12 protein-coding genes, 1 tRNA gene and 1 other RNA gene are annotated in these 13,001 nt (G+C 67.0%); 6 read left to right on the forward strand and 8 right to left on the reverse strand.

Annotated elements, in window-relative coordinates; genetic code table 11:
* Nucleotides 1-45: 45 nt before the first annotated feature.
* The gene (locus IU450_RS04990; RefSeq protein WP_195148512.1) at nucleotides 46-1,950 is read left to right on the forward strand and encodes an ABC transporter ATP-binding protein; all 1,905 of its coding nucleotides are present in this window, start codon (nucleotides 46-48) and stop codon (nucleotides 1,948-1,950) included.
* Nucleotides 1,951-2,039: 89 nt separating this feature from the next.
* Nucleotides 2,040-3,317 carry a tRNA guanosine(34) transglycosylase Tgt gene (gene tgt, locus IU450_RS04995; protein ID WP_195148513.1) on the forward strand — a complete coding sequence of 426 codons (1,278 nt, stop codon included), beginning with the start codon at nucleotides 2,040-2,042 and terminating at the stop codon, nucleotides 3,315-3,317.
* A 109-nt stretch (nucleotides 3,318-3,426) separates the two neighbouring features.
* Here tgt and IU450_RS05000 read toward each other — a convergent pair whose 3' ends face one another.
* On the reverse strand, nucleotides 3,427-3,615 hold the full coding sequence (locus tag IU450_RS05000; protein ID WP_195148514.1) for a hypothetical protein: 189 nt from the start codon (nucleotides 3,613-3,615) through the stop codon (nucleotides 3,427-3,429).
* A 158-nt stretch (nucleotides 3,616-3,773) separates the two neighbouring features.
* Nucleotides 3,774-4,553 carry a queuosine precursor transporter gene (locus IU450_RS05005; protein ID WP_195148515.1) on the reverse strand — a complete coding sequence of 260 codons (780 nt, stop codon included), beginning with the start codon at nucleotides 4,551-4,553 and terminating at the stop codon, nucleotides 3,774-3,776.
* 29 nt (nucleotides 4,554-4,582) lie between these two features.
* On the opposite strand from IU450_RS05005, the gene IU450_RS05010 reads away from it, so the two are divergent.
* The gene (locus IU450_RS05010) at nucleotides 4,583-5,101 is read left to right on the forward strand and encodes a DUF4190 domain-containing protein (protein WP_043685328.1); all 519 of its coding nucleotides are present in this window, start codon (nucleotides 4,583-4,585) and stop codon (nucleotides 5,099-5,101) included.
* A gap of 76 nt (nucleotides 5,102-5,177) precedes the next feature.
* Here IU450_RS05010 and IU450_RS05015 read toward each other — a convergent pair whose 3' ends face one another.
* The 3 genes from IU450_RS05015 to IU450_RS05025 are packed head-to-tail and all read right to left on the reverse strand — an operon-like array spanning nucleotide 5,178 to nucleotide 7,346.
* Nucleotides 5,178-5,843 carry an RDD family protein gene (locus tag IU450_RS05015; RefSeq protein WP_195148516.1) on the reverse strand — a complete coding sequence of 222 codons (666 nt, stop codon included), beginning with the start codon at nucleotides 5,841-5,843 and terminating at the stop codon, nucleotides 5,178-5,180.
* 46 nt (nucleotides 5,844-5,889) lie between these two features.
* The gene (gene gluQRS, locus IU450_RS05020; protein ID WP_195148517.1) at nucleotides 5,890-6,807 is read right to left on the reverse strand and encodes a tRNA glutamyl-Q(34) synthetase GluQRS; all 918 of its coding nucleotides are present in this window, start codon (nucleotides 6,805-6,807) and stop codon (nucleotides 5,890-5,892) included.
* 56 nt (nucleotides 6,808-6,863) lie between these two features.
* Nucleotides 6,864-7,346: a DUF309 domain-containing protein gene (locus IU450_RS05025; protein WP_195148518.1), complete on the reverse strand. Its 483-nt coding sequence runs from the start codon at nucleotides 7,344-7,346 to the stop codon at nucleotides 6,864-6,866.
* A 448-nt stretch (nucleotides 7,347-7,794) separates the two neighbouring features.
* Between IU450_RS05025 and IU450_RS05030 the strand changes: the two genes are divergently transcribed.
* Nucleotides 7,795-7,980, forward strand: coding sequence for a DUF397 domain-containing protein (locus IU450_RS05030; RefSeq protein WP_372478713.1), 186 nt, complete (start codon nucleotides 7,795-7,797; stop codon nucleotides 7,978-7,980).
* Between the two features lie 98 nt (nucleotides 7,981-8,078).
* On the opposite strand, the gene IU450_RS05035 is transcribed toward IU450_RS05030, so the two are convergent.
* Complete coding sequence (locus IU450_RS05035; RefSeq protein WP_195148519.1) at nucleotides 8,079-9,728, reverse strand: cytochrome b; 1,650 nt, start codon at nucleotides 9,726-9,728, stop codon at nucleotides 8,079-8,081.
* 166 nt (nucleotides 9,729-9,894) lie between these two features.
* Between IU450_RS05035 and IU450_RS05040 the strand changes: the two genes are divergently transcribed.
* Entirely contained in the window at nucleotides 9,895-11,469 is a 1,575-nt protein-coding gene (locus tag IU450_RS05040) for a WS/DGAT domain-containing protein (RefSeq protein WP_195148520.1), read from the forward strand.
* Between the two features lie 18 nt (nucleotides 11,470-11,487).
* Here the strand turns inward: IU450_RS05040 and IU450_RS05045 are convergent, their stop codons facing one another.
* The gene (locus IU450_RS05045) at nucleotides 11,488-12,126 is read right to left on the reverse strand and encodes a hypothetical protein (RefSeq protein ID WP_195148521.1); all 639 of its coding nucleotides are present in this window, start codon (nucleotides 12,124-12,126) and stop codon (nucleotides 11,488-11,490) included.
* Nucleotides 12,127-12,451: 325 nt separating this feature from the next.
* A tRNA-Ser gene (locus IU450_RS05050) sits at nucleotides 12,452-12,539 on the reverse strand.
* Nucleotides 12,540-12,666: 127 nt separating this feature from the next.
* On the opposite strand from IU450_RS05050, the gene ffs reads away from it, so the two are divergent.
* Nucleotides 12,667-12,761, forward strand: an RNA gene (ffs, locus tag IU450_RS05055) — signal recognition particle sRNA small type.
* The last annotated feature ends 240 nt before the right edge of the window (nucleotides 12,762-13,001 follow it).

The following is a 13,001-nucleotide window of genomic DNA, read 5'->3' on the forward strand; positions in this document are numbered from 1 at the left end:
CGACCGCGACCGAGTGCGGGTCTCCCGCGGTGAGCAGGAGGCGCGATGAGACCCGGAATGCCGACTCCCGGCTCGCCGGACACCAAGGCGAAATCGTTCGGCCCGTCCTTGAAACGGTTGTTGCGCAGGCTCACGCCGGAGCGGTTCTATGTCGGGCTGATCATCGCGCTCGTCATCGTCTCGGTGGTACTGAACACCCTCGGCCCCTACATCCTCGGCAAGGCGACCAACCTGGTCTTCGACGGCGTGGTCGGCAAACAGCTGCCGCCGGGCGTGAGCAAGGACCAGGCGATCGAAGCCCTCCGGGCCGAAGGCGACGACACCTTCGCCGACATGCTCGGCGCCATGGACGTGGTGCCCGGCGTCGGCGTGGACTTCGGTGCGGTGGGCCGGGTGCTCGCTCTGGTGCTCGTGCTGTACATCGGCGCCGCCGTCTTCGGCTGGCTGCAGGGCTACCTGCTCAACATCGTGATCAACCGGACGGTGAAGCGGCTGCGCAGCGACGTCGAGGACAAGATCCATCGGCTTCCGCTGCGCTACTTCGACACCGCGCCGCGCGGTGACGTGCTCAGCCGGGTGACCAACGACGTGGACAACGTCTCGCAGAGCCTGCAGCAGACCATGAGCCAGCTGCTCATCTCGGTGTTCTCGGTGCTGGGCATCCTGGTCATGATGTTCTGGATCTCGTGGGTGCTCGCGGTGATCGCGCTGCTCACCGTGCCCGCCGCCATCGTGGTCACCGCGCAGATCGCGAAACGGTCCAAGCCGCACTTCGTCAACCAGTGGAAGTACACCGGCCTGGTCAACGCCCAGGTCGAGGAGGCCTACACCGGGCACGAGGTGGTCACCGCGTTCGGCCGCAACCGCGAGGTCGGCAAGGAATTCGACGAGCGCAACGAGGAGCTCTACCAGGCCAGCTTCAAAGCGCAGTTCATCTCGGGCCTGATCATGCCCGCGATCATGTTCCTGGGGAACGTGAACTTCGTGCTGGTCGCGCTGGTCGGCGGCCTCAAAGTGGCCACCGGCAGCCTCTCGCTCGGCGAAGTGCAGGCGTTCATCCAGTACTCCCGCCAGTTCAGTCAGCCGCTGACCCAGCTCGGCGCGATGGCCAACCTGCTGCAATCCGGGGTCGCCTCGGCCGAGCGGATCTTCGAGATCCTCGACGCCGAGGAGCAGAGCGCGGACCCGGTGATGGCCGTCGCGCGCCCGGTCGACCGCGGCCGGGTGGAGTTCGAGGCCGTCTCGTTCCGCTACGAACCCGACAAGCCGGTGATCGAGCGGCTGTCGCTGGTGGCCGAGCCAGGACACGTGGTCGCCATCGTCGGCCCGACCGGCGCGGGCAAGACCACGCTGGTGAACCTGCTCATGCGGTTCTACGAACTGGACGCGGGCACGATCACCGTCGACGGCGTCGACATCACCGAGATCACCCGCGACCATCTGCGCTCGCGCATCGGCATGGTCCTGCAGGACACCTGGCTGTTCCGCGGCACCATCCGGGAGAACATCGCCTACGGCAACCCCAACGCGAGCGAGAAGGACATCCTCGCCGCGGCGCGCGCCGCCTACGTCGACCGTTTCGTGCACGCGCTGCCCGACGGCTACGACACGGTCATCGACGAGGAGGGCTCCGGCGTCAGCGCGGGCGAGAAGCAGCTGATCACCATCGCGCGCGCGTTCCTCGCCCAGCCGTCCATCCTCATCCTGGACGAGGCGACCAGCTCGGTGGACACACGCACCGAACTGCTGGTGCAGCACGCCACCGCCGCACTGCGCCGCGACCGGACCAGCTTCGTCATCGCCCACCGCCTGTCCACCATCCGTGACGCCGACCTGATCGTCGTCATGGAAGCGGGCCGGATCGTGGAACACGGCTCGCACGAACGCTTGCTCGAGGAGCGCGGGGCGTACTACCGCCTCTACAACGCCCAGTTCGCTGGGGTTGTGTAGTTTTGCCGCGACCTCGTCGCGGCGGTGGTGTCGGCCGGTGAGCGGTGGCCTGGTTCGGGTGGGTTCCGTCGAACTGCGAGGATATCGAGGTGTCCGGTCCCGAATCCTTCTCCTTCACTGTCGGTGCGCGTCTGGACGGGCGGCACGGCCGGTCCGGGGTGATCACCACGCCGCACGGGTCGATCGCCACGCCCGCCTTCGTTCCGGTGGGCACCAAGGCGACGGTCAAGGCGGTGCTGCCGGAGACGATGCGCGAACTCGGCGCCCAGGCGCTGCTGGCCAACGCCTACCACCTCTACCTGCAGCCGGGCGCCGACATCGTGGACGAGGCGGGCGGGCTCGGCGCGTTCATGAACTGGCCGGGACCCACCTTCACCGACAGCGGCGGATTCCAGGTGATGTCGCTGGGCGTGGGCTTCAAGAAGGTGCTGGCGATGGAGGCGGTCGACGTCCGCAGCGACGAGGTGATCGCGCCCGGCAAAGAACGGCTGGCCACCGTGGACGACGACGGGGTCACGTTCCGCTCACACCTCGACGGTTCGGCGCACCGGTTCACCCCCGAGGTGTCGATGGGTATCCAGCACCAGCTCGGCGCCGACATCATGTTCGCCTTCGACGAACTCACCACGCTGCTCAATACCCGCGCCTACCAGGAGCGATCGGTGCAACGCACGCACGAGTGGGCGCAGCGCTGCATCTACGAGCACGAGCGGCTGACCGCCGCGCGCACACACCGTCCGTACCAGGCGCTGTTCGCCGTCGTCCAAGGCGCGCAGTACGAGGATCTGCGCCGCAAGGCATGTCGCGGGCTCGAATCGATTCGCGGCGGCGCGGGAACGGGATTCGACGGCTACGGCATCGGCGGCGCGCTGGAGAAGCACAATCTGGGCGCTATCGTCGGCTGGTGCTGTGACGAGCTGCCCGAGGACAAACCTCGGCACATGCTCGGCATCAGCGAACCGGAGGACGTCTTCACCGCCATCGAGAACGGCGCCGACACCTTCGACTGCGTGAATCCCTCCCGGGTCGCCCGCAACGCCGCGATCTACTCCGACACCGGCCGGTTCAACATCAACACCAGCCGCTTCCGGCGCGACTTCACCCCGATCGACGAGAACTGCGACTGCTATACCTGCGCCAACTACACCCGCGCCTACATCCATCACCTGTTCAAGGCCAAGGAGATGCTCGCGGCCACGCTGTGCACGATCCACAACGAGCGGTTCACCGTCCGCCTGGTCGACCGCATCCGCGACAGCATCGAAGGCGGGTACTTCGATGAGCACAAGGCCGAGACACTGGGCCGCTGGGGAAGCGGAAGGGTCGGCCGGGCGACAGAGGGCACCGGCCGCAAGGACGATCAGTAGCTCGACAGCGTCCGCGATCGTCTCGGGTGACCCGCGCCCTCCTGTATGCGGTCGAGGACTTGGGGGTCCCGGTAGTCGCCGCGGGTTTCGTCGTTCTGCGCGTCGGGGATCAGACGCAGACAGGACGCCAGATCGTGCCGCAGAAGAAGCGGTTCAGGTCGGCCGAACCGCTGGAAATCTCGCTGTTGCCGATCGCCTGGGGCTCGACCGGGGCCTGAGCCTGCGCGGGAGCGACGGACATCAGCACCGCACCGGCCAGCAGGGCGCCCGCGACGATGTGGCGATTGACTCGAATCATCTCAAACCCGATCTCTTTGAGTTAGTTTCGGTCACGAATATGACCTCGCCGGCTGAATCGAGCGTCGCCTTCCGTCCGTTACAAACACCTCCGGCACGCGGCCGGGCCCCGCGTTCGAGGCGCAGAGAGAATGCACGACTACCGGGACCCCGACTTCGTCAGGTGCGCAGCGGATCGACTTCGGTTGCCGCGTAGGTGGGTTCGTGCTTCTTCAGGAACGCGATCACCCGGTACGTGACCGGCAGCACGATCACCTCGCAGAGGGTTTTCCAGACGAAGCCGACGATCACGTAGTTGACGAACTGCTGCCAGGTGTCGATGCCGATCGCGCCTGCGGCGATCGAGCAGAAGATCAGCGTGTCGGCGAACTCCCCGACGATGGTCGATCCGATCAGCCTGGCCCACAGATACTTTTCCTTCGTCCGCTCCTTGATCAGCACCAGCGTCGCGGAATTGAGCAGCTGGCCGACGAAGTATCCGGCCAGACCCGCGGCGACGAGCCGCGGCGTGGTCCCGAGGACGGTGCGGAACGCCTCCTGGTTCTCGTAGAAGCTCGCGGCGGGCAGCCGGATCGCGATGGCGAAGCACGCGACCGTCAGCAGCAGGGCGGCGAAGCCGTAGTAGATGGCGCGGCGGGTCGCGCGGAAGCCGTACACCTCGCTCAGCACGTCGCCGAGGATGTAGGCCAGCGGGAAAAGGAAGAAGGCGCCGTCGGTGGCGATCGGCAGGATTTGCAGCGGCCCCAGCGACACCGACCGATCGCCGAGGAACTCCACTCCCTTGCTCGCGCAGATGTTGGAAATGATCAAGGTCGCAGTGAACAGGGCCACGATCGGTGCGTAGTATCCCCGCGCCACCTGGGCAAATGCCGCATGGTCCGCGGGGCGTCCAGGCCCGTTGTGCTCTTGGGTGGTTTTCGACTCACTCACCCGCATCATCCAACCAGGTTGTGGAATACGCTGTAGCAATGACGAATCCCGGCGATTCCGACGAGTGGTGGAAGCAGTACGGCGGCCAAGGCGTGTCGCCGGAGTCCGGTGGGCAGAGTTCGGTTCCGCAATACCCGAGCCCTGAGCAGCAGCCGTCGGGCTACCCCTCGGCGCCGCAGTACCCGGTCCAGCCGCCCTCGCAGCCGATGACGCCGCCTCCGCAGCCGCAATACCCGTCCTACCAGCAGCCCGCACAGCCGTATCCGCAGCCGAACTACGGCTACCAGAGTCCCTACCAGCCCTACGGGGTTCCGGCGCAGGGCACCAACGGCATGGCGATCGGTGCGCTGATCTCGTCGCTGGTCGGGTTCGTCACCTGTGGGATCGGCTCGATCGTCGGGATCATCCTCGGGGTGGTCGCGCTGAACCAGATCAAGCAGAGCGGCCAGGAAGGGCGCGGCATGGCGCTGGCCGGCATCTGGATCGGTGTCGGTGCGATCGTGCTCGGCATCCTGTGGTTCGTCGTGGTGATCATCGCGGGGGCGACCAGCGCGTAGCGGCGGAGCCGGGAAAGCGAACAGGGGCGCACCCGGTTCGGGTGCGCCCCTGCGCGTTCGATGCCGCCGTGGCGGATCAGGCCTTGACGACCTGGGTGCCGCCGGCGAACTTGTCGTGCCAGCCCTGCTTGTTCGGGTCCTGCGAGATGGTGATCATGATGTAGATCGCCAGGCCGAGCGACACGAGGCCGCCGACGCACGGGATGATGTTCGCCGCGACGAACAGGTTGCGCTTCAGCGAGGTGACCGGGTCGATCTTGGCGGCGCCGCCCGGAGCGAGCACCTTCAGGCCGAGGATCTTCTTGCCGAGCGTGGTGCCCTGCGAGGTCTCCATGCCGACGAAGTAGCCGAGCTGGACCAGGGTCCAGACCAGGCCGAGACCGATGGTCAAACCCACCGAGTTGTTGACCAGGAGGTACAGGATGAAGTACGGGATCATCAGGATGATCGCGTCGATCACGCGGGCGCCGATGCGGGTGCCGAGGTCGCCCGGCTGGCCGCCGTAGTTGTTGAACCCGGGCTGCTGCGGGTACTGACCGTAGGGATCCTGCCCGTACTGCGGCTGCTGTCCGCCGTACTGCGGCTGCTGTCCGTACTGGGGCTGCTGGGGCTGCTGTCCGTATTGCGGCTGCTGCCCGTACTGGGGCTGCTGCCCGTACTGGTCGCCGCCCTGGGGGTACGGCTGCCCGTACGGCTGCCCGCCCTGCGGATACTGGTTGGGGTCGTACCCACCGCTTGTCATAGTTGTTTGTCCTCGTCGATTGATCAGTAGTTGGACGATGCGTACGTTACGGACATGGGCTGCTTCGCAACAACCCATTCACATCGAGTATCCACGGTTCGCGGGGTAGCTGCCGGGTGTGGAAACGCGCGAGTAGCTCGGACGACGATGTCGCGGTGAAGCCGAGCGAAGCGGCCAGTGCCGAGACTACTTCCTCCGGCGTGTTGCCGAGCGCCAAGCGTTCGCGGAGTGTCACGGCCCCATCCCGTTTCGCCAGTCGCCGCCCTTCGGTGTTGAGCACGAGCGGCACGTGGGCGTAGCGCGGCACCGGCAGGTCGAGCAGCGTGGCGAGATATGCCTGGCGCGGGGTCGACGGCAGCAGGTCGTCGCCGCGCACCACCTGGTCGACGCCCTGTGCCGCGTCGTCCACCACGACGGCGAGGTTGTAGGCCGGGATGCCGTCGCCGCGCCGCAGCACCACGTCGTCGACCGGGCCGAGGTAGCGGCCGTGCAAGTCGTCGTGCACTTCGAACTCGGTGGCCGTGGCGCGCAGGCGCAGCGCGGCCGGGCGACCCTCGGCGCGCAACCGCGCACGCGCCGTCGCGCTCAGCGTGCGACAGGTGCCGGGGTACGCGCCCATCGGCCCGTGCGGCGCTGTCGCGGCCTTCTGGATTTCCTTTCGAGTGCAATAGCATTCGTAGGTGAGCCCGGCGGCCACGAGACGCTCGACAGCCGCCTCGTACTGCGGCAACCGGTCGGACTGGCGCAGCACGGGCCCGTCCCAGTCCACGCCGATCGCGGCGAGGTCGTCCAGTTGCCGCTGCTCCGCGCCGGGACGCACCCGGTCCAGATCATCGATCCGGAGCAGGAAGCGGCGGCCGGTGGAGCGAGCGAACGCCCAAGCCAGCAGCGCCGTGCGGAGATTGCCCAGGTGCAGGTCCCCGGACGGGCTCGGCGCGTACCGTCCCGCGCCCGGCTCAGCCACGGGCTCGGTCGGTAGACGATGAGCTGCGCACGCGGGCCATGGTAGAAGCCACGCGCTCAACCGCGCAGACGCGGCCGCAGGTCGGCCTCCGCCGGTTCGCCGCCTGCCTCCAGCGTGGCGAGCAGCGACTCGGCGTGCGCGACCAGTCCGGCGAGGTCGATATCGTAGGGCGCCTGTTCGCCTTCCGGGCGGTATGCCGTCAACCGCGACACCGCGCGGGCGAGCAGTGTACGCGCCCCCTTCGGATTGCCGCGCTGTATGTGGGTTACACCGACAGCGAACTGCGCGAGCGCCTGCCACAGCATCCGCTCGGCGAACGGTCCGTTCTTCCACGCGGCCTCTAAAACCTCGTGTGCGTTGAATGCAAGTCCGTCGTCCAGCAGTTGCTGGGCGAAGGTCAAGGTTTGCTGGGGTGGAAGCTCGAGATCGTCAGGAATTCGGGCAACTCCGGTGCTGCCGAGCGGCAGCGGGCGCCCGAGGCGGTCGCGTGGACGGGCACTACGGGCGCGACCTGCGTCGTCGCGATCGCGTTCGACCATAGGTTCCATCATGCACGGCCGCTGTGACTGCGTCGACGTGGGCTGCGGCAGGATGTGAATTGTCGTCTGATAACAGAGCAATCACATCCGTTAAAAACATTGTGGTACGCCAGTGCGGGGAATGAATGAGGAGAGCTGGCAATGCTTCCGCAACTCTCTTGCTTCGCAAACGTGTGTGGTTGCGATGATTGAATAGGCAAGAGCCGGGCAAACTTTCGAAGGACCTGCTAGTGTTACCGCGCGGGGACAGGCCCCGCGCGAGGTTAATTTCCTCTCGAACTCGATGTGCGATATCGACGCACCGAGAAAGTGCGCTCCGGCACGGGGTGCACCACGGGATTCGGCTTTCGGAGTCGGGTGCCGATGCTAGCTGGAACGATGTCAGGAGAAATCTCGCTCTCGACGCAGCAAAGGAGCTAGTGCCGTGGAGGTTGATTGGACGGGCGCTGTGTGGCGCAAGAGCACATACAGCGGTCCGGATGGGAACTGCGTGGAAGTCGCTTTTCTCGTCGACGGCAATGTCGCGGTTCGTGACACCAAGGACAGTGGACGTGGCCCGGTCTTGGCGTTTGCGCCGGGCGAGTGGGACGCATTCCTAGTGGGGGTCTCGGGGGGAGAGTTCCGGCGCGGCTGAACCGCTCCGGAGTCGCCTGAACAAGGCAAAGCGGGCCCCGGGTCGTATGGACTCGGGGCCTTCGCGGTTTCGGCACGGGCTGTGCGGGCGCCGAATTCTCAGTGTTCTCCTTGGGCGGAACCGTTTCCGTGGCCGTTCGCCCGATCCTGAACCTTGCGCAGCACGGCGAGCTGTTTGCGTTCCTCTTCGTGCTCGGTCTCGAAGTGCTTCGCGCTCTCGTCGCGCGGGTCGGCGCGCAGGAAGCTGCCCGTGCCGGGCTTGCCCGCCGCACCGAGCTTGCTCATCTTCTTCGGAACCGGGGCGCCCTGGTACTGCAGCGGAATCGGGTGGCCGTGCGCGTCCAACGGGCCGAGTGGCTGGTGCACCTCGATGTACTCGCCGTGCGGCAAGCGCTTGACCACGCCGGTCTCCACTCCGTGCTCGAGCACCGCGCGGTCGCTGCGCTGCAAGCCGAGGCAGATGCGGTAGGCCAGGAAGTAGGCGATCGGCGGCCCGAGCAGGATGCCGATACGGCCCACCCAGGTCGTCGCGTTCAGTGAGATGTCGAACTTGTAGGCGATGATGTCGTTGACGCACGACAGCGTCAGCACCACGTAGAACGCGATCGCCATGGCGCCCAGCGCCGTGCGAACGGGCACGTCGCGGGGGCGTTGCAGCAGGTTGTGGTGCGCGCCGGTGTCGCCGGTGAGCCGCTTTTCGATCCATGGATAGGAGATGAGCACGGCGAATACCAAACCCATGAGCACGGCGACCCAGAACACCGCGGGCACCGTGTAGCGGCCGAGGTACAGCTCCCACGGCGGCATCAAACGGGCCATGCCGTCGGTCCACATCATGTAGAAGTCCGGCTGCGAACCCGCCGACACCTGCGACGGGTTGTACGGGCCCAGGTTCCAGATCGGGTTGATCTGGAAGAGGCCGCCCATGATGCCCACGATGCCCAGGGTGAAGGCGAAGAACGCGCCCTGGTCGGCGGCGAACACCGGCACGATCCGCGCGCCCACCACGTTGTTCTCCGTGCGGCCAGGGCCGGGGAACTGGGTGTGCTTCTGGTACCACACCAGGGCCACGTGCGCGGCGATCAGCGCCAGGATGATGCCGGGGAACAGCAGCACGTGCGCCACGTACAAGCGCGGGATGATGATGTCGCCGGGGAAGTCGCCGTCGAAGATCAGCCAGTGCATCCAGGTGCCGATGATCGGGATGCTCATCGTGATGCCGGAGAACGCGGCCCGCAGGCCGGTGCCCGAGAGCAGATCGTCGGGCAGCGAGTAGCCGAAGAAGCCCTCGAACATGGCCAGGATCAGCAGCAGCGAACCGATCACCCAGTTCGCCTCACGCGGCTTGCGGAACGCGCCGGTGAAGAAGATCCGGAACAGGTGCACGATGATCGAGGCCGCGAACAACAACGCCGCCCAGTGGTGCACCTGCCGCACGAACAGGCCGCCACGGACCTCGAAGGACAGGTTGAGCGCCGTCTCGTACGCCCGGGACATGGTGACCCCGCGCAACGGCTGGTAGGAGCCGTTGTAGACGACCTCGCTCATGGACGGGTCGAAGAACAGCGTCAGGTAGACGCCGGACAGCAGCAGGATGATGAAGCTGTAGAGCGCGATCTCGCCGAGCAGGAACGACCAGTGGGTCGGGAAGACCTTGTTGATCGACCGCTTCATGAACGCGGCGGCGCGATACCGCTCGTCCGCCTCATCGGCTTGGTTGGCGGTTATCCGAGATAGAGCTGTAGCCATGGCTGACACCCCGCCCTGGGTGAGAGTGGAATCCGTTCCTACTACAGACGGTAGCAGAGCTGGAAGGCGGAATCGATGGGGTTTTCCGGTGAATTGTGGAACAAGATCATTCACATCGTCCGGGCTCCCCGGGCCCTGCCGGATCCGAGTCGATATCGTTTTACTTGTGAGCGCGATGACACCGCAGGACGCGACGATCTATTGGCTGTCCAAACGCACGCGCAACGACCTTTTTCTGCTGTATTGCTTCGCCGATCGGGGACGGCCGACCGAGGAACTCCGCGCCACGGTCGCCGAACGAAGCGCGCGGATCGCCGACCTTCGCGTCCGGCTGCGCGAACTGCCCGCGGACATCGACTACCCGGCTTGGACGCGGTGTGAATTCGGTGCCGGGCAATTCTTGGAACACGAACTGGTGGAGCGTAATTGGTCACGTCTGCTGGACGCGGTCGGCGAACTGCTCGGCACCGGCGTCGATGCCGCCGTGCACCCGTGGCGACTGCACGTGTTCCGCGGCATCGCCGGTGCGCCGGGACTGGAAGGAGAGCCCGCGCTGGTGGTGGTGCTCCAGATGTCCCATGCGCTGGCCGACGGGCGGCGGGCCTCGGCCATCGCCCGTGTGTTGTTCACCGAGGCGGAGAATCCTGTGGTCCGGGACCGAAGCCGAGCCGGAACGAGGGCGTCCGATCACATGCCGACCCGGGAAGGCGGCGGAGTCGATGCCGCAGGTGGCGAGACATCCGTCGACCCAGCTGGGAGCAGGCTCACGCCGCGGCTGTCCGCGTTGCTTGCGGGAGGCGGCGAAGTCGGCTCAGCGGTAGCGGCCCGTGGGCGGATGATCGGTGCTGCGGTATCGGCGGGACTGTCATCCGCTGGGGTGCTGGCCGATTCGGCTCTGGCGCTGTTGCGCATGCCGGTTCGGGTGTCCGCCACCGCGGTGCGTGGCTACCAGGCGTTCCAGGCGCAGCAACGGCTGGCACGGATGACCGAAGCGGGCGAATTGCCGCCACCGGGGCCGGATTTCCCGCCGAGCTTGCTGAATCGTTCGACAGCGGAAGGAGTCCGGCGGCACGAAGCTCGGATACTCGCGTTTCCGGCCGAAGACTTGCGCGTCCCTGGTCGCACCGTCACGGTCGTCGTCCTGACCGCGGTGTCGCTGGCGCTCGCCCGTTACCTGGCCGACCGTGGCGAGCCGCCGGAGCGCCTCGGCGCGCAGGTCCCGATGGCTCTGCCCGAGCGCACCGCCGCGCGCAACAACTACCGCAACCTCGGCGTCGACCTGTTCGTCGACGAACCGGACCCGCGGCTGCGCGCCGACAAGATCGCCGCGGCGCTCGCCGACCGCCGCGTGCGCGCACGGCACCCGCTGCTGTCGGCGCAGGACCGGGTCACCGCGACCGTCCCGGCTCCCATGCTGCGCAGGGACGTGGACCGCTATCCCCTCGACGCCGTTCCCGACTCGATCGCGGGCCACACTGTCGTCTCCAGCGTCGATCGCGGCGCGGCCGACCTTTCCTTCGGTGGCGGCGACGTGCGCTGCACAGCAGGCTTCCCGGCCCTCGGCTCCGTCATGCATCTCACCCACGGGGTGCACGGTCTCGGCGACACCGTCACCGTCTCCCTGCATGCCGACCCCGAGGTCCTGCCGGACATCGATGCCTATGCCGCGTACCTGCGTGCCGCGCTGCTCGAAGCGCACCTCATCCAGCGCGACCCTGCTCCGGCGGCGCCGCCGGTGTGACGCTCGCCTGCCCGCTGGTCAAGAACGGGCGAGGGCAGGCTGGGGCGTGGCTTGGTGGACTTCGGCGGAGATCTTGATCTCCAGCTCCAGCCGGGTGGCGTTGATGACCGATCGTTCTTCCTCGACGGTGTTCTCGATCGCCCGCGACCACAGCGCCTGGATCTCCGCGATCTCCTCGGGGGTGGCCTCGCCGTCGAGTTCGATCCTGCGGCGCTGCGAGCTGATGTTCAGCGCCGCGGTGAGCGTACGCATCAGGTCCTCGCAGCGGTTGGGGATCTTGCGGTGCGACACGACGCGCAGGCTGCTGATGAAACCCCGGGAGCCGGTGATGATCTGCCGTACTTCCGCGTCGAGCTGATCCAGCTCGTCGGCCTCCCAGCGATCGCAGCGCAACAGCTGCTGGCGGACATCGCTCGAGATGGCCAGCACGGAGGAGACCGCGGTCAGCACCGACTCCCGCCGCCATTTGTCGTGCTCGCGCCGCTCGGCCGCCGCGTTGGTCGACTCCACGGTGCGCTGCGCCGCGTCCAGGGTGACCCGGTTCCGCTCGTCCGCGGCGGTGAGCGCCGCACGGTTCGTGCGGTTGTTGACCAGCACGCCGACCAATGCCGCAATGGCGACGATGAGGGAACCGAAGAGCGGAAGCCACTGAGTCACGGGGACGATCATTCCATCGGAAACGAAAGTCGCACAGCCTAGATCGGGCGAACCGGGAAGGACCTACGCGAACAAGACCGCGGGCCCTGCCGCGGCCGTGGTCGTGAGTGCAACAGACGAGTCACGCGCCCGCGCATCGCCTACACGGCGAGGCATCGCTCACGGGTTGGGCGAATACTCACGGGTTGGGCGAATAGTCGACATCTCAGCGTGCCCAGTCGGTGGGGCCGCGATTGCCCAGCTCGGCTGGCCGGCGGCACGGCGGTGCCTGTCCGATGGAAAAAGGCCAGGTCGGACGCGATCAAGCGTCCGACCTGGCCTTTCATGGCGGAGGATAGGGGATTTGAACCCCTGAGGGCGTTAACCCAACCCGCGTTCCAGGCGAGCGCCATAGGCCACTAGGCGAATCCTCCGTGGAGCAGCATACCGGTAGCCCCCGGCCGGTCGCCAAATAGGTGGGGTGGAAGGGGTGAAGTGCCTGGTCGAGGCGGGTTGTAGACCCGGAGGATGGGATTGCGGGCGGGAGGCGCTACACTGGCCGACGGATCCCGCGCGGCGCGCATCCTGTGAACTCCCCCAGGGCCGGAAGGCAGCAAGGGTCAACGGGCTCTGCCGGGTGCGCGGGGTCCCCTTATTTTGGAGGGCCTGCGCAGGCGGATGCGCGGCTGCCTCGCCTTTCGCTCGACCGGTGCGGCTGTGGGCGGACCCGGCCCGAGCCGACTCCCGTCGGTCGGCGGATAACGCCCCCAATTCCGGGCATGGCACGGGTAACGTGAACACCGTCCGTGGATGCACGTGCGTCTGCACGGACAACAGTTCGGTCGCCGCCGCACATCGGTCCGGCCAAACCCATTCGTCCCCTCGCTGCTTGAAAG

The organism is Nocardia abscessus (assembly GCF_015477775.1).
Taxonomy (GTDB): domain Bacteria; phylum Actinomycetota; class Actinomycetes; order Mycobacteriales; family Mycobacteriaceae; genus Nocardia; species Nocardia abscessus_A.